12 protein-coding genes are annotated in these 14,883 nt (G+C 73.1%); 9 read left to right on the top strand and 3 right to left on the bottom strand.

The genetic code is table 11. From position 1 onward, the window contains the following. Positions 1–45 precede the first annotated feature (45 nt). Genes B0B14_RS10905 through B0B14_RS10875 form a run of 7 tightly spaced genes read left to right on the top strand, consistent with a single transcriptional unit; the run spans position 46 to position 9,573 of the window. Positions 46–1,017 (top strand): AAA family ATPase, encoded by a 972-nt coding sequence (locus B0B14_RS10905; protein ID WP_076681638.1) that lies wholly within the window; start codon positions 46–48, stop codon positions 1,015–1,017. Next, entirely contained in the window at positions 1,017–2,264 is a 1,248-nt protein-coding gene (locus B0B14_RS10900) for a DUF58 domain-containing protein (protein WP_076681634.1), read from the top strand. The genes B0B14_RS10905 and B0B14_RS10900 overlap by 1 nt, the downstream gene beginning before the upstream one ends. After that, positions 2,261–4,678 (top strand): transglutaminase-like domain-containing protein, encoded by a 2,418-nt coding sequence (locus tag B0B14_RS10895; RefSeq protein ID WP_083710556.1) that lies wholly within the window; start codon positions 2,261–2,263, stop codon positions 4,676–4,678. Before B0B14_RS10900 ends, B0B14_RS10895 begins: the two co-directional genes overlap by 4 nt. After that, positions 4,675–5,778 (top strand): RDD family protein, encoded by a 1,104-nt coding sequence (locus B0B14_RS10890; RefSeq protein WP_076681631.1) that lies wholly within the window; start codon positions 4,675–4,677, stop codon positions 5,776–5,778. Before B0B14_RS10895 ends, B0B14_RS10890 begins: the two co-directional genes overlap by 4 nt. Further along, positions 5,775–6,632, top strand: coding sequence for a PP2C family protein-serine/threonine phosphatase (locus B0B14_RS10885; protein ID WP_076681628.1), 858 nt, complete (start codon positions 5,775–5,777; stop codon positions 6,630–6,632). The genes B0B14_RS10890 and B0B14_RS10885 overlap by 4 nt, the downstream gene beginning before the upstream one ends. Further along, the gene (locus B0B14_RS10880) at positions 6,629–7,909 is read left to right on the top strand and encodes an FHA domain-containing protein (protein WP_076681625.1); all 1,281 of its coding nucleotides are present in this window, start codon (positions 6,629–6,631) and stop codon (positions 7,907–7,909) included. The genes B0B14_RS10885 and B0B14_RS10880 overlap by 4 nt, the downstream gene beginning before the upstream one ends. Next, positions 7,906–9,573, top strand: coding sequence for a serine/threonine-protein kinase (locus tag B0B14_RS10875; RefSeq protein WP_076681623.1), 1,668 nt, complete (start codon positions 7,906–7,908; stop codon positions 9,571–9,573). The genes B0B14_RS10880 and B0B14_RS10875 overlap by 4 nt, the downstream gene beginning before the upstream one ends. Positions 9,574–9,625: 52 nt before the next feature. On the opposite strand, the gene B0B14_RS10870 is transcribed toward B0B14_RS10875, so the two are convergent. The 3 genes from B0B14_RS10870 to B0B14_RS10860 are packed head-to-tail and all read right to left on the bottom strand — an operon-like array spanning position 9,626 to position 12,885. Beyond that, positions 9,626–10,084, bottom strand: a complete 459-nt coding sequence (locus tag B0B14_RS10870) for a recombinase family protein (RefSeq protein ID WP_076682665.1) — start codon at positions 10,082–10,084, stop codon at positions 9,626–9,628. A gap of 52 nt (positions 10,085–10,136) precedes the next feature. Beyond that, positions 10,137–11,867 carry a cation:proton antiporter gene (locus B0B14_RS10865; protein ID WP_076681620.1) on the bottom strand — a complete coding sequence of 577 codons (1,731 nt, stop codon included), beginning with the start codon at positions 11,865–11,867 and terminating at the stop codon, positions 10,137–10,139. A 7-nt stretch (positions 11,868–11,874) separates the two neighbouring features. Then, the gene (locus B0B14_RS10860) at positions 11,875–12,885 is read right to left on the bottom strand and encodes a malate dehydrogenase (protein WP_076681617.1); all 1,011 of its coding nucleotides are present in this window, start codon (positions 12,883–12,885) and stop codon (positions 11,875–11,877) included. A gap of 88 nt (positions 12,886–12,973) precedes the next feature. Between B0B14_RS10860 and B0B14_RS10855 the strand changes: the two genes are divergently transcribed. Both B0B14_RS10855 and pip read left to right on the top strand, forming a co-directional pair. Further along, positions 12,974–13,849: a KPN_02809 family neutral zinc metallopeptidase gene (locus B0B14_RS10855; RefSeq protein WP_076681614.1), complete on the top strand. Its 876-nt coding sequence runs from the start codon at positions 12,974–12,976 to the stop codon at positions 13,847–13,849. Then, positions 13,846–14,820: a prolyl aminopeptidase gene (pip, locus tag B0B14_RS10850; RefSeq protein ID WP_083710555.1), complete on the top strand. Its 975-nt coding sequence runs from the start codon at positions 13,846–13,848 to the stop codon at positions 14,818–14,820. The genes B0B14_RS10855 and pip overlap by 4 nt, the downstream gene beginning before the upstream one ends. Positions 14,821–14,883 lie beyond the last annotated feature (63 nt).

The raw sequence follows: 14,883 nt of genomic DNA, 5'->3' as shown, positions 1-14,883 counted from the left end.
CGTCGCCTGTACGACGACTCGAACGATGAGAGAAGAGAACGACCGATGACGATGACCCCCGAACAGGCGGCCTGGTTCCAGAGCACCTTCGCCCGCCTCGTCGACAACGTCGACCGCGCCCTCATGGGCAAGCGCGAGGTCGTGGCCCTCGTGCTGTCGGCGATGCTCGCCGAAGGGCACGTGCTGCTGGAGGATGCGCCGGGAACCGGCAAGACGAGCCTCGCGAAGGCGCTCGCCGCCACGGTGCAGGGCACGAGCAGCCGCATCCAGTTCACGCCCGACCTGCTCCCCTCCGACGTCACCGGCGTCACGATCTACGACCAGGGGCAGCACAGGTTCGAGTTCCACAAGGGGCCCGTGTTCGCGGCCATCGTGCTCGCCGACGAGATCAACCGCGCCTCGCCCAAGACGCAGTCCGCACTCCTGGAGGTCATGGAGGAGTCGCGCATCACGGTCGACGGCATCACGCACGACGTGGGCCGGCCGTTCCTCGTCATCGCGACGCAGAACCCGATCGAGCAGGCTGGAACGTACAAGCTGCCCGAGGCGCAGCTCGACCGCTTCCTCATCAAGACCTCGATCGGCTACCCCGAGCTCGCCGTCGAGGAGCGCATCCTGGCGGGATCCGCGGAGCGCAACCCGTCCTCGCTCCTGCAGCCGGTCATCACCACCGGGGCGGTCGCCGACATGGCCGACCTCGCCGCATCCGTCCACGCCGACCCGGCCGTCCTCCGCTACACCGCCGAGCTCGCGCGCGCGACGCGCGACGACCCCTCGACCCGCCTGGGCGTCTCGGTGCGCGGCTCGCTCGCGATGATCCGTCTCGCGAAGGTCTGGGCTGCGGCCCAGGGCCGGCACTTCCTCACCCCCGACGACATCCGCGAGCTCGCCGCTCCGGCGTGGACGCACCGCCTCGTGCTCGACCCGGAGGCGGAGTTCTCCGGAACCACCGCCGAGACGATCATCGCGCGCTCCCTCGAGCAGGTCGCCGCGCCGCAGGCGAGGTCCGTGGCCTGATGTCGGGGGAGACGCTCACCAGCACGGTCGCCGCGCGCGACGGACGCGAACGCGCAGAACGCATCGCCCGCGCGGCGACGTCGTCGGCCGCTCGCGTGCTGTCGGTCGTGCGGCCGATCGCGTGGGCGCTCCTCGTCACTGCTGCCGTGCTGTGGATCGCCGGAGGGCAGCTGGGCTGGTGGGAGCTCATCGTCGCCGCGGTCGTGCTGACGGTCGTGCTGGCGCTCTGCCTCCTCTTCCTGATCGGTCGCACGACCTACGACGTCGGCCTCGACCTCACGCGCACCCGCGTGGTGGTGGGCGAGCGTGCCGTCGGCGCGCTGACGCTGTCGAACACCGGCCGCCGCGCCCTCCTCCCCTCCCGTGTCGTGCTGCCGGTGGGCTCCGGCCGCGGCGAGTTCGAGGTCGGACGCCTCGCCCCCGGCGAGAAGGCGGAGGAGCTCTTCGCGATCCCGACCACCCGCCGCGGCGTGCTGGCGGTCGGTCCGGTCAGCGTCGTGCGCGGCGATCCGCTCGGCCTGTTCGAGCGCGTGCATCGCCGCGACGAGCCTGTCGACCTGTTCGTGCATCCGCGCACCGTGGCGTTCGACGGGCAGTCGCTCGGCTTCCTCCGCGACCTCGAGGGCCTCCCGGCCACCGATCTGTCGCGCGACGACGTGTCGTTCCACGCGCTGCGGGAGTACGCTCCGGGCGACGACCTGCGCCACGTGCACTGGAAGTCGACCGCCCACACGGGCACCGTGATGGTGCGGCAGTACGAAGAGACCCGCCGGTCGCACTTCGTCATCGCCCTCAGCACCAATCGGGCCGAGTACGCCTCCGACGACGAGTTCGAGCTCGCCGTCTCCGCCGCGGGATCGCTCGGCCTGCGCGCCCTCCGCGACTCGCAGCGCGTCGAGGTGCGGGTGCAGGCGCGGGAGCTGCCGGCATCCAGCGGCAAGCAGTTCCTCGACTCGCTCGCCGCCCTCGAGGCGACCCGCCCGCGCGACGGCGGCGTGGCCGAGCTCTCCGGCATCGTCGCCGCGACGCTTCCGACGGCGAGCGTCGTCGTGCTGGTGACGGGGAGCGTCGTGGATGCCGCGGCCCTGCGCGAAGCCTGCGCGCGTCTGCCGTACGGCGCCCGCACGCTCGCCGTCGTCGCAGGCACCGGCGAGGCGCCGACGCTCCGCCGGATCGGCGAGGCCGACGTGCTCACGCTCGGCGCGCTCGAGCAGTTCCCCGCCGCCGCCCGGAAGGTCCTGTCATGACGACTCCGGCCGCGCCCGCGCTCCCGCTGCGCCGCCAGGTGCTCGACCTCGGCGCCGCGCTGCTCCTGCTCGCCGTGCCGATCCTCGGCTTCTGGCCGACGTTCGACGGCCCGCAGTACCTCATCGCCGCGGGCGGAGCACTCGTGCTCGGCTTCGCGATCGCGTGGCTCGGCGCCCGTCTCCGCTGGGGCGTCCTGCTGCTGGCCGCCGCGACGATCGCCGCCTACTTCCTGTTCGGCGGCGCGCTCGCGCTGCCGCACACCGCGCTCGCGGGCGTCATCCCGACGATCGAGACCCTGCGTCAGCTCGCCCTCGGCGTCGTCACATCGTGGAAGCAGCTGCTGACGACCGTCGCCCCCGTCGCGGCCTCCGACGGGCATCTCCTCGTGCCGTTCCTGCTCACGCTCGTCGCGGCCGTCGTCACCGCGAGCCTCGCGCTGCGCCTCCGCCGGGCGTGGTGGGCCGTGGGCGCGGCCGCCCTCTTCCTCGGCGCCGAGATCGCGCTCGGCACGTCGCAGCCGATCGTCCCGGTCGTGCAGGGCGTGTCGTTCGCCCTCGTCGCGGTGGTCTGGCTCGCGGTCCGCCGCGCATGGGAGCCGGCCCGTACGGCCGTCTCTCTCGGCGACGGCGCGGGAGCGACTCCTGCGCGCACCGCCCGGCGGGTCGTCATGGGCGGTGCCATCCTCGCGGTGGCCGCGGTCGCGGGCGTCGCCGTGGGAGCCGCCGCCCAGCCGCCGACGACGCGCTACGTGCTGCGCGACGTGGTCATCCCGCCGTTCGACGTGCGCGAGTACCCGAGCCCGCTGCAGAGCTTCCGCGGCTATGTCCGCGACGACGACGGCGAGGCGCTCTTCACCGTTACGGGTCTGCCCGAAGGAGGGCGTGTCCGCCTCGCGACGATGGATGCCTACAGCGGAATGGTCTACAACGTCTCCGACGAGGGCGCGGGCTCGTCGAGCGCCTTCACGCCGGTGCGCGGCAACATGTCGGCCGAGGCCGAGGGCACGCCGGTCACCCTGCGCGTCGAGATCGGCGCGCTGCAGGGCGTGTGGATGCCGGATGCCGGGGCCGTGCGCTCCGTGACCTTCGACGGCGACCGCGCCGATGATCTCCGTCGCTCCGCGCACTACAACGAGAGCACGGGAACGGGCGTGGTCACGCTGCGCCTGCAGGAGGGCGACGCGTACACGCTCGAGACCGTGCTGCCGTCCGAGCCGTCCGACGAAGCACTCGCGTCGACGGAGTTCGCCCCGCTCCGGATGCCGAAGCAGGTCGGTGTTCCGCAGTCGTTCGCCGACACGGCATCCGCAGCCGTCGCCGAGGCGACCACGCCGATCGAGCAGGTGCGCGCGCTGCAGTCGATGCTCGCCGACGGCGGCTATTTCAGCCACGGCCTCGAGGGGCAGCCCCTCTCGCGGGCCGGCCACGGTGCCGAGCGCATCACGTCGCTGCTCGACTCCCAGCAGATGGTCGGCGACGACGAGCAGTACGCGACCGCGATGGCGCTGCTCGCCCGTGAGCTCGGCATCCCCGCCCGCGTCGTCATGGGCTTCTACCCCAGCGAGGACGAAGCCGGGCTCCCGGTGTTCGAGGCCCGGGGCGACAATCTGCACGCGTGGGTCGAGGTGGCCTTCGACGGCGCCGGCTGGGTGACCGTCGACCCGGCGCCGCCCGAGGACAAGCTCCCCAACGACCAGACCACCAAGCCCCGCGCCGACCCGAAGCCGCAGGTGCTTCAGCCGCCGCCGCCCGAGCAGGAGCCCGTCGACCTCCCGCCCACGATCCCGGACGACCGCGAGTCGGAGGATGAGAAGCCGGCCGACGCCGGGCCGCTCGTCATGATCCTGCTCATCTCCGCCGGGGTGCTGGGGGTGCTGTTCCTGCTCGCGCTGCCGTTCCTCGTGATCGGGGCGATCAAGGCCGCGCGCCGCCGCTCGCGCCGCCGGGCCGAGCGCGCCGCCGACCGCATCAGCGGCGGGTGGGACGAGCTCGTCGACCGCGCGACCGACTACGGCACCCCGGTGCGCACCGGGGCGACGCGCGGCCAGGACGCCGCGATCGTCGAGGCGGCCTTCGCCGAGCCGCGCGTCGCGACGCTCGCCCGCCGCGCCGACGTCGAGGTGTTCGGGCCGACCGAGCCCACCGACGCCGACATCGACGAGTTCTGGCGGCAGGTCGACGAGCTGGTCGGCGGGATGGGGGCCAAGCGCACGTTCTGGCAGCGCATCCGCGCCCGCCTGAGCCTGCGCTCCCTGCTCGCGGGCACCCGCTTCGCGCGACCTCCGCGCGCCGTCCGCCCGGCGCCCGCCGGTGCGGCCCCGGTCGGAGCCCTGTCCGCGCCGACCGAGCACCCTTCCGCTGACCCCGCATCGCCGACGCAGCCCGACGGCGCGGCCCCGCAGGAGGATCGATGACGCGCTCGACGCCCCCGTCGGCTCCGCCGGCACCCACCACGCTCGGACGCCGAGTCGGCGCGTATGCGATCGACGTCGCGGTGCCGTCGGTGCTGCTGGGCGTCGTCGCCGGCATCGGGGCGGGCGCCGTCGCCGGGGTCATCCGCCCCACGACTCCCGAGCAGGTGCTCGGTGCCCTCGCCATCGTCTACGGCGTCCTGTTCGCCGCGGCGATCGCGTGGCTGCTCGTGTACACGGCCCTGCAGGCGGGTCGGGGATCGATCGGCCAGCGGCTCCTCGGCATCCGTCTCGCCGACGTCGAGACCGGGGCTCCGATCGGCTTCGGCCGGGCACTCCTGCGCAACCTCGTGTGGGGCCTGGCCGGCGCGATCCTCGTGGGCTTCTTCTCACCGCTCTTCGACAGCAGTCCACGGCGGCAGGGCTGGCACGACAAGGCCGCGCGCGGGTTCGTGGGCGACGCGAAGACGGTCGAGGCACCCGCGCCGGTCGAGGCACCGGCGCCCGCCGTCGAACCCGTCGACCCCGCCCCCGTCCCGCAGGCCCCGGTGGTCGGCCCCCCGCCGCGGTTCACGTCGGGCGCCGTCGCTCCGGTGGCGAACCGCACGGGCGCCGTTCCGCCGGTCACGCCCTACGGTCTGATCTCGGTCGTGCCCGGTGTCGGACGCTCCGAAGAGGTCGAGCCCGCCGGCGTCGAGCCGGTCGCCTCGACGCCGGAGCCACTCGCGCGCGTGGTCCCCGTCGCGGACGATGCGACCGTGGCGGCACCCCCGCGACGCCGCGCGGTCGCGGCGTTCACGTGGGACACCGGTGAGCGCGTCGCGGTGTACGGCACGACGCTGTTCGGCCGCAATCCGTCGGCCGAAGACGGGGCCGCCGTCGTCGCGGTCCGCGACGAGACCCTGTCGCTGTCGAAGACCCACTTCGAGGTGGGGGCGGATGCCGAGGGCCCATGGATCGTCGACCGGCACTCCACGAACGGCTCGGCGCTCGTGCGCGACGGAGTCCGCACGCCCCTCGAGCCCGGGCTGTGCGTCTCGCTGCGCCCCGGCGACCGCCTCGAGTTCGGCGACCGCAGCCTGCACATCGGGGAGGCCTCGTGACCGAGGCCGCCGACCTCATCACGACCCGCGCGGGCTCGGCGAGCGACGCGGGGCTGCGCCGAGCGATCAACGAGGACTCGATGCTCGCCGCATCCCCGCTGTTCCTCGTCGCCGACGGCATGGGCGGCCACCACGCGGGCGAGATCGCGAGCGGCACCGTGATCGACGTCTTCGCCGCCCACGTCGGACGCGACAGCCTCTCGATCGACGACGTGCAGACGGCGCTCGCGCAGGCGCGGAGCGCGGTGGCGCAGCTCCCGGCCGGCACCAGCGCCGGCGCGGGCACCACGCTCACGGGCGTCGTCGTGGCGGATGTCGGCGACGAGGGCTACTGGCTCGTGTTCAACATCGGCGACTCGCGCACGTACCTGCTCAGCGACGGCGTGTTCGAGCAGATCAGTGTGGACCACTCCGTCGTGCAGGAGCTCGTCGACAGCGGACAGCTGGATGCGGCGGCGGCCGCGGTCGACGCCCGCCGCAACGTCATCACGCGCGCCATCGGCGGCGGCGGTGACTCCGACGCGGACTTCTGGCTGATCCCGGCCGATGCCGGCGACCGCGTGCTAGCCTGCTCCGACGGACTGCCGGGGGAGCTGTCGCGCGCCGAGATCGAGGCGATCCTGCGGAGTGAGACCGTGCCGCAGGATGCCGCGGAGCGGCTCGTGCGCGAGGCCGTGCGGCGCGGCGGTCGCGACAACATCACGGCCGTCGTCGTCGACGCGCTGTCGGTGCGCTCGCGCGCGGGCGGCGCCGACATCCACAGCACACTCCCGTCCGCGGCGCGCAGCGCCGAGGCGGACCCGTTCGACGCCGACACGCGCCCCCGCGTGGCGGCGGGAGGAGACAGGCGATGACGCGCGCCACGACGGCTTCGGCCCACTACACGCCCGGAGACTGGCGCGCCGCCGTCGTGCCGTCGGGAGCCGTCGTCGTCGACGGCGCCGCCGCCCCGGCCCTCGTCTCCCGCCTGTGGGACGCGCTCGGCGACGACGGCGGCCTGCACGGGCTGCTCGATGCGCTGACGTCCGCTCACGCGGGCGCCTTCTCCACCCTTCCGCCGTTCGCGGTGGTCCTGAGGGAAGACGGTGCGACGCGCATCGCCGTGCGCGGTGAGGTCACCGTCGCGGTGGCCGGAGGTCCGACGCTCTCCGGCGCGGGCGTGACGACATGGACGGAGCAGCTCATCCCGGGCGACGGCGCCGTGCGCGTCACGACCCCGGGCGCCGCGCCCGACGCGCTCGACCTCGTCGTGCGCGACGGCATCGTGCTCGCCTCCGTCGTGGAACTGCGGTGGACGACGGATGCCGCGCCCGCAACGGCTGCAGCGCCCTCGGTCGTCGACGAACAGGTCGCCGCCCCTGCCGTGCCGCCCCTCGAGGTCGCGGTCGACGCGCCCTCCGCGGCGGAGCCCGCACCCGAGCCGGAACCGGCACCCGTCACGGCGCCGGAACCGGCATCCGTCGCCGCTCCCGCGCCCGACGCGGAGCCTCTGCGCTCCGCGGACCCCCTGGCCGACGGCTGGCTCGTCGACTCGCTCCCCGCGTTCGGTGCTCCGCTCCCGCAGGCTGCGCCCGATCCCGACATCGCTGACACGCGTGTCGTGACCACCCACGATGACGCGCTCACGCGCGACCCGTTCGAGGTCGCCGCCCCGATCGAAGACATCGTGGTGGAGCGGCTCGGCGATCACGACGGGGAGACCATCTCGCTCGCCCAGGCGCGGGCCCTGCGTGAAGCCGCGGCCCGCTCGGGAGACACGGTCCCGCCGCTCGCTCCGCCGCGCATGCCTGCTCCTGGACGGCTGCGGCTGTCGACCGGGGTGATCGTGCCGCTCGATCGCACCGTCGTCATCGGTCGACGGCCGCGGTCGACGCGGGTGTCGGGCACCGATCTCCCGCGTCTCGTCGCCGTCGACAGCCCCCAGCAGGACATCTCTCGCAGCCACCTCGAGCTGCGCGTCGAAGGCGACACGATCGTCGCCACCGACCTCCAGACCACCAACGGCACGCTGCTGCTGCGCGCCGGCTCGTCGCCCACGCGTCTGCATCCGGGCGAGCAGACCGTCGTCGTCCCTGGCGATGTGCTCGACCTCGGAGACGGGATCACGGTCGACGTGGAGGAGCTGGCGTGAGTGCCCGACGCGCGCCCATGGCGCCCCCCGAGCTCGCGGGGTTCACGTATCTCGACCTGCTCGGATCGGGCGGCTTCGCCGACGTGTTCCTCTACGAGCAGCACCTGCCGCGTCGGCGGGTGGCGGTCAAGGTGCTGCTGCCCGAGCGCATGACGAGCGGCTCCGTCGCGGAGTTCACCGCCGAGGCCAACGTCATGGCCATGCTGTCGACGCATCCGGCGATCGTGACGATCCACCAGGCGAGCGTCGCCGACGACGGCCGCCCGTACCTCGTCATGGAGTACTGCCCGAAGCCGAACCTCCAGGTGCGCTATCGGCGCGAGCCGTTCTCGGTCGCCGAGACGCTGCGCGTGGGCGTGCAGGTCGCCTCGGCCGTGGAGACCGCGCACCGCGCCGGCGTGCTGCACCGCGACATCAAGCCGGCCAACATCCTCGTCACCGAGTACAACCGTCCGGCCCTCACGGACTTCGGAATAGCGTCGACGACGACGGCGGTCGAGAACGAGGCCGAGGGGATGTCGATCCCCTGGTCGCCGCCGGAGTCGTTCGCCGACGTGCCCACCTCGGATGCACGCTCCGACGTGTACGCGATCGCCGCGACGCTCTACACGCTGCTGGCGGGCCATTCGCCGTTCGAGCTGCCGGGTCAGCGCAACACGAGCGTCGATCTGATCGATCGCATCGAGCGGCTCGCCGTGCCCCCTCTCGGTCGTCCTGACGCCCCGCTCTCCCTGCAGCGCGCCCTCGAACGAGCGATGGCGAAGTCGCCCGGCGAACGCCAGGAGAGCGCCCTCGCTCTCGCCCGCGCGCTGCAGAAGGTGCAGATCGAGCTGTCGCTCTCGGTCACCCCGATCGACATCCTGGATGACTCCCCATCGCCGGATGACGAGGGCGACGAGGGCGAGGACTTCACCCGCGTCCGCGGGGTCGTCAGCATCGACCCCGAGACCGCCCCGGCGGCCGGGGCCACGCGTCCGGCGCGGGGCGCGGAATCCGTCGACGACACGACCGCCGCCGGGGTTGCCGACACGATGCGCCGTGACGACGTCGCCGAGACGCTCCTGCGGCCACCGGTGCGGCTGAGCGGCGCCCAGCGCCCTGTGTACGCAGCGCCGGCCATCCCCGCACCCGCTCCGACACATGTCCCTGCACCCGCACCCGCGCCGACGCCCGCATCCGCGCAGTCGCCGGCCGGCGTGGAGGAGGACGTCGCACCGGGCGATGCGCCCGCAGACTCCACGCCTCGCCCGCGCCGGAAGGTGCTCCCGTGGGTGCTGACCGGGGTCGGCGTGCTCGTGGTGGCCGCCGTGATCGGCGTGGCGTCGATCGTCGGGGGAGCGTCGCCGCAGCCGACCGCGTCGGCCGAGGTGACGGCCGAACCCCTCGACCCCGTGGGCGGGACGGTGTCGCCGGCGGCCGACGTCGTCGGAACCCCGACCGCGGACGGGTCCGTGGCGTTCACCTGGGTCAACCCCGACCCGCAGGACGGCGACTACTACCTCTGGAACGTCGTGACGCTCGACGACGCCAACCCCGCTGTCGAGCGCGCCGATGCCCCCACCGTGCTCGTTCCCGCCGCCGCCGCGGGCGAGACGTGCATCGAGGTCACGGTGGTGCGCGAGAACGGCCGGGCGTCCACCCCCTCGCGAGGGTGCTCGCCCTAGGCCGACGCAGCGCCGGCAGCGCTCCGAGCTGCCGAACGCGGTCGCGAGCTCGTCAGATCTCGGCGTCGTGCAGGTGGCGCTCGCCGTGGCTCAGCACCTTGACGATGACGCCGCGGGCGCGGAGGTCGCGCAGCGTGCGGGTCTCCTCGTCGGTGTTGCGGCCGAGGGCGTGGATGTTGGCGACGACGAGCACATCGCCGCGGGTCAGGCGGGGGAAGAGGCGCGTGAGGCGCTCCTCCCACGACTCGAGCGTCTCGGGCGCGGGGTGGCGGAAACCTTCGATCGGAACGCCGAACCGCGCGAGGTCGTTGCGCTGGTCGACGACCGACGGCATGTCGTCGCGCGAGACGACGAGTCCGACGAGGCGTGCGCCGGTGGGACGCGCGGCCCACCAGGTGCGGTCGCTCTGCAGCTCGGTGAAGCACTTCGGGCACCCGGCGGCGGGGTGCGGGACCGCCAGCGCGCCGGTCTCGGAGGTCACGGCCGCCGAGGCATCCGTCATCTCCGACATGACCACCTCCCAGGGGTCCTTCTATTGTGCACTGCGCGCACACCCCGCGTGGTCAGTCTTCGCCGGTGCCGCTCATCCGCAGCTCGATGCTGATCTGATCCGCGTCGAGGCCGTCGAGGGAGCGGCGCAGCGTCGCACTGGAGAACGTGCCGTCGGACGAGAGCTCGAGCAGCCGCGCGCGCTGCACCTCGATGAGTGCGAGGCGCAGCCGGAGCATCTGGCGCTCGACCTCGGTGTCGACGGTCTCGGGTGGATCCTCGAACCGCGGGGCCACAGCCGACATCAGCTCGGGCGGGAACGGCTCGCCGTCGCCGGCCCGAAGAGACCGGGTGGAGATCGCGTCCGCCGCGGCCTGCCGCAGTTCGCCGCGGAGCCGTTCGTGCTCCGCGTGATCGAACTCCCCCGCCGCGGCGTCGTCGATGCGGAGCCATCTCACGACCATCGGCAGGGTCACGCTCTGGAAGAACAGGCTCCCGGCGGCGACGAGGAACGCGATGAAGATCAGCGTGGGGCGCTCGGGAGCGTCGCGCGGGAGCGTCTGCGCGGCGGCGAGAGTGACGACGCCGCGCATCCCGGCCCACACGATGATCGTGCCGTGCTTCCACCCGATCGGCGAGGCGCGGTAGTAGTCGAGGTCGGCGAAGGCGCGCGCGAGGCGGGCGCGCACGCTCGCGATGCTCCTCCCGCGCATCCGCTTCTTCAGCTCTTCCGGGCTGTGCTCCGCGGCGTGGTGGAAGCGCCGGCCGAACTGCTCCAGATGCGTGCGGCGCCGACTGCGGGCGCGGGAGCTCTGCGCCCAGACGAGGATCGACACCCAGATCGCGCGCACGAGGAGGATCAGCACCAGGGCCAGGCCCGCGAGCGCGGCGGCGCGGAGGATGCCCGACTCCGACTGGCCGAGGGCGGCGAGTACGCTCTCGATCTCCAGGCCCATGATGAGGAAGACAGCGCCCTCGAGCATGAGCTCGATCGTGCGCCAGTTCGCCGCATCCGAGATCCGCTGCTCCGGGGTGAACCTGCGGGCCGCGCCCTGGGCGGTCACGAGGCCCGCGACGACGGCTGCGACCAGTCCGGAGCCGCCGAGCTGCTCGGTGGGGACGTACGCGGCGAACGGCACGATGAACCCGATCGCGGTGTTCGCTGCGGGGGCGCCGACCCACGCCCGCAGCCGCAGGTTGATCCAGCCGACGATGCCGCCCACGACGAGGGCGATCAGCACGCCGCGCACGAAGATCCAGATCACGTCGCCGCTGCCGTGGCCGTTCGTGAAGGCCGCGACCATGGTGGTGACCAGCACGAGCGCCGTCGCGTCGTTCAGCAGGCTCTCGCCGTCGAGCATCGTCGTGACCCGACGCGAGATGCCGAGCCGCTTCACGATCGAGGTCGCGACGGCATCGGTCGGGCTGAGGATGGCGCCGAGCGCGATCGCCAGGAAGACCCCGATGACGGGGATGAAGTGGAGGAAGACGACGCCGAGCACGGCCGACGACAGCACGACCAGCACGACGGCGAGCCCCGCGATGGGGGCGAGGTCGCGGCGGAACTCGATCGCGGGGAGGGAGATCGCCGACGAGTACAGCAGCGGCGGCAGGATGCCGACGAGGATGATCTCGGGATCGACCTGGATCAGCGGCACGGCCGGGATCAGGCTGATCACGATCCCCACGACGACCAGGAGCACGGGGGCCGGGAGCCGCAGGCGCGGCGCCACGGCGGAGGCGAGGGCGATGAGGAGGACCGCGCCGATGCCGATCAGGATGATCTCGAGGGGCTCCGCCGTCATGGCAGGGTCACAGCACGCCGAGCGCCCGGACGGCGTCGCGTTCGTCCTCGAGTTCGGCGACGGATGCCTCGAAGCGGGCGCGGGCGGCATCCGACAGCGTCAGCCCTTCGACGATCCGGTACGTGCCGTCGTGGCTGGTCACGGGGTAGGAGCTGACGAGCCCCTCGGGCACGCCGTACTCGCCGTGCGACACGACGGCGGCAGACGTCCAGCCGCCGCGCGTGCCGAGCACCCAGTCGCGCACGTGCGCGAGCGTCGCGTTCGCGGCCGAGGCCACCGACGACGACCCGCGCACTGCGATGATCTCCGCTCCGCGCTTAGCGACCCGCGGAATGAAGGTGTCGTCGATCCACGCGCGGGCAGCCTCCGCGCCTCCGAGCCGTTCGGCGAGCACCTCGGTCACGAGCCGTGATCCGACGCGCGCGTGCGAGACGTCGGGGAACTGGGTCGCGGAATGGTTGCCCCAGATCGCGACGTCGCGGATGGCCCACACCGGCGCGTCGAGCGCCTCGGCGAGCTGCCCGAGCGCGCGGTTGTGGTCGAGCCGTGTGAGCGCCGTGAAGCGGTCGTCGGGCACGTCGGGTGCGGCCGCGCGTGCGATGAGGGCGTTCGTGTTCGCCGGGTTGCCGACGACGACGACGCGGATGTCGTCTGCCGCGCCGGCGCCGATCGCCGCGCCCTGCGGGCCGAAGATGCCGGCGTTCGCGGCGAGCAGGTCGCCGCGCTCCATGCCGGGCCCGCGCGGACGGGCGCCCACGAGGAGGGCGATGTTGGTGCCGTCGAACGCGGCCCTCGGGTCGTCGGTGATGTCGACACCGGCGAGCAGATCGAAGGCGCCGTCCTGCAGCTCCAGCGCCGCGCCCTCGGCCGCCTTCATGCCCTGCGGAATCTCGAGCAGCCGCAGTCGAACGGGGCGGTCGGAGCCGAGCATGTCGCCGGCCGCGATGCGGAACAGCAGCGCGTAGCCGATCTGCCCGCCGGCTCCGGTGATGGTCACGGTCGTGGGTGAGGACGCCATGAGGCGAGCCTATTGCCGCGGTCGGCGCGAGGCGGTCCCGACCTGCGATTTCCCGGCGCTCGGGGCCTTCGGGCGGTACCGTGAGCGCATGACGTTCAACGACAACGCCACGCTCGGCGGCGGCGGGGCCCAGCGCCGCGGCCCGGGTGGCGCCATCGCCGCGGGCGGCGGGATCGCGGGCCTGGGCGCCATCGCCGTGCTGCTGCTCAATCTGTTCACCGGCGGCGACTTCTCCGGGCTGCTCGGCGGCGGGGCGCCGCAGGGCGGGAGCTCGGAGGCCACCGCGCTGGAGGGGTGCGATACGGGAGCCGATGCCAACGCGCGCATCGACTGCCGGATGGATGCCGGCGCCGAGGCGATCAACCAGTACTGGAGCGCCAACGTCGACGGCTACCGGGCGCCGGGCCTCGTCATCGTCGACGGCTCGACCTCGACGCAGTGCGGCACGGCATCCAACGCGGCGGGCCCGTTCTACTGCCCGCCCGAGGAGACCGTCTACATCGATCCGACGTTCTTCGAGCTCATGCAGCAGCGCTTCGGCGCGTCAGCACAGTCGCTGGCCCAGCTCTACGTGCTCGCGCACGAATACGGCCACCACGTGCAGCAGATCACCGGCATCATGAGCCGGTACCCCGACAACGGCGCGGGCGAGGACAGCAACGGCGTGCGCACCGAGCTGCAGGCCGACTGCTTCGCCGGCGCGTGGATCGGCGACATGACCGAGCAGGTCGACGCGAACGGGGTGCCGTATCTCGAGGCCCCCACCGAGCAGCAGCTGCAGGACGCGCTCGATTCGGCGCGCACGGTCGGCGACGACGCGATGCAGCAGCAGGCCGGCGGCTCCGTGAACCCCGAGGTGTGGACCCACGGCTCGAGCGAGCAGCGCCAGCGCTGGTTCGCCCGCGGCTACCAGTACGGCCTCGCGTCGTGCGACACGTTCGTGGTCGCCGGGGGCGACCTGTGAACGGCCCTGCGCACCTCGACGACATCCTCTATCCGCCCCTCGAGCCGTACGAGACCGGGGAGCTCCTGGTCGGCGACGGCAACCGCGTGTACTGGGAGCAGTCCGGCAATCCCGCGGGCAAGCCCGTCGTGTTCCTCCACGGCGGTCCGGGCGCCGGCACGTCGCCGTGGCAGCGACGCTTCTTCGACCCGGAGAAGTACCGGATCGTGCTGTTCGATCAGCGGGGCTGCGGCCGTTCCACACCGCATGCGAGCGACCCGGCGGCCGATCTCCGGCACAACACGACGTGGCATCTCGTCGGAGACATGGAGCTCCTCCGCCGCAATCTCGGCATCTCCGCCTGGCAGGTGTTCGGCGGTTCGTGGGGGAGCGCCCTCGCCCTGGCGTACGCCCAGGCGCACCCCGATGCCGTGTCGGAGCTCGTGCTGCGCGGCATCTTCACCCTGCGCCGCCACGAGCTCGAGTGGTTCTACGAGGGCGGCGCGGCGGCGGTCTTCCCCGACCTGTGGGAGGGCTTCATCGCCCCGATCCCCGTGCTCGAACGGTCGCGCATGATCGAGGCCTACCACCGGCGTCTGTTCGACGCCGATCCCGCGGTGCACATCCCCGCGGGGGTCGCGTGGACCACGTGGGAGGCCTCCACGCTCACCCTGCTGCCCGATCCCGACCTCGTGTCGTCGATGGCCGAACCAGCCGCCGCCACGGCGTTCGCCCGCATCGAGAACCACTACTTCGTGCACAACGGGTGGTTCGAGGAGGGGCAGCTGATCGCGGGCGTCGACGCGATCCGCGACATCCCGTGCGTCATCGTCCAGGGCCGCTACGACATGTGCACGCCGTTCATGACGGCGTGGGACCTGCACCGGTCGTGGCCGGAGGCGCGGTTCGTGGTGGTCCCGGATGCCTCGCACTCCGCCACCGAACCCGGGATCGCCCGCGCGCTGCGCGAGGCCGCCGACTCCTTCGTCTGAGCCCCGCCCCGCAGAGACCAGCATCGGCTGAGCCGTCCTCGCCGTGCCGAGCCGGTCTTGCGG

Source organism: Microbacterium sp. RU33B (genome assembly GCF_900155915.1).
Taxonomy (GTDB): domain Bacteria; phylum Actinomycetota; class Actinomycetes; order Actinomycetales; family Microbacteriaceae; genus Microbacterium.
Note: the sequence above shows the minus strand (reverse complement) of the source record. Positions and strands in the feature narration are given on the sequence as shown.

What these genes read in the sequence shown, in the direction of transcription:
- B0B14_RS10855 (WP_076681614.1), top strand. Translation starts at nt 12,974, where the DNA reads ATGACGTTCAACGACAACGCCACGCTCGGCGGCGGCGGGGCCCAGCGC.
- B0B14_RS10890 (WP_076681631.1), top strand. Translation starts at nt 4,675, where the DNA reads ATGACGCGCTCGACGCCCCCGTCGGCTCCGCCGGCACCCACCACGCTC.
- B0B14_RS10880 (WP_076681625.1), top strand. Translation starts at nt 6,629, where the DNA reads ATGACGCGCGCCACGACGGCTTCGGCCCACTACACGCCCGGAGACTGG.
- B0B14_RS10900 (WP_076681634.1), top strand. Translation starts at nt 1,017, where the DNA reads ATGTCGGGGGAGACGCTCACCAGCACGGTCGCCGCGCGCGACGGACGC.
- B0B14_RS10905 (WP_076681638.1), top strand. Translation starts at nt 46, where the DNA reads ATGACGATGACCCCCGAACAGGCGGCCTGGTTCCAGAGCACCTTCGCC.
- B0B14_RS10895 (WP_083710556.1), top strand. Translation starts at nt 2,261, where the DNA reads ATGACGACTCCGGCCGCGCCCGCGCTCCCGCTGCGCCGCCAGGTGCTC.
- B0B14_RS10865 (WP_076681620.1), bottom strand. Translation starts at nt 11,867, where the DNA reads ATGACGGCGGAGCCCCTCGAGATCATCCTGATCGGCATCGGCGCGGTC.
- B0B14_RS10870 (WP_076682665.1), bottom strand. Translation starts at nt 10,084, where the DNA reads ATGTCGGAGATGACGGATGCCTCGGCGGCCGTGACCTCCGAGACCGGC.
- B0B14_RS10860 (WP_076681617.1), bottom strand. Translation starts at nt 12,885, where the DNA reads ATGGCGTCCTCACCCACGACCGTGACCATCACCGGAGCCGGCGGGCAG.